Below are 243 nucleotides of genomic sequence, written 5' to 3' on the forward strand. Positions count from 1 at the left end.
ATCCTGATGCAGCGTGAGCGTACCGGGTTGTATGTCATAACGTTCATGCGCTTCCATGATCAGCTGGCTGGACAGCGCACTGTTTTCCTTGCGTGACAGCATCCAGGCCACAATGTAACGGTTGAACAGATCCATGACCACGTACAAGGACAGGTATTCACCGCGCTTCCTGGTCGGCAGCTTGGCAATGTCCCAGGTCCAGACTTGATTGGGCGCGGTCGCCTTCAGCCGTGGAATGGCATG

At 55.6% G+C, this 243-nt stretch carries 1 protein-coding gene; it reads right to left on the bottom strand.

What is annotated here, in order from left to right; all coding sequences use genetic code 11:
• The coding region (locus WG929_RS21210) for a DDE-type integrase/transposase/recombinase (RefSeq protein WP_416207649.1) at window positions 1–243 on the bottom strand (243 nt) is incomplete at both ends.

The organism is Oceanobacter antarcticus, assembly GCF_044962685.1.
Classification (GTDB): domain Bacteria; phylum Pseudomonadota; class Gammaproteobacteria; order Pseudomonadales; family Oceanobacteraceae; genus Oceanobacter; species Oceanobacter antarcticus.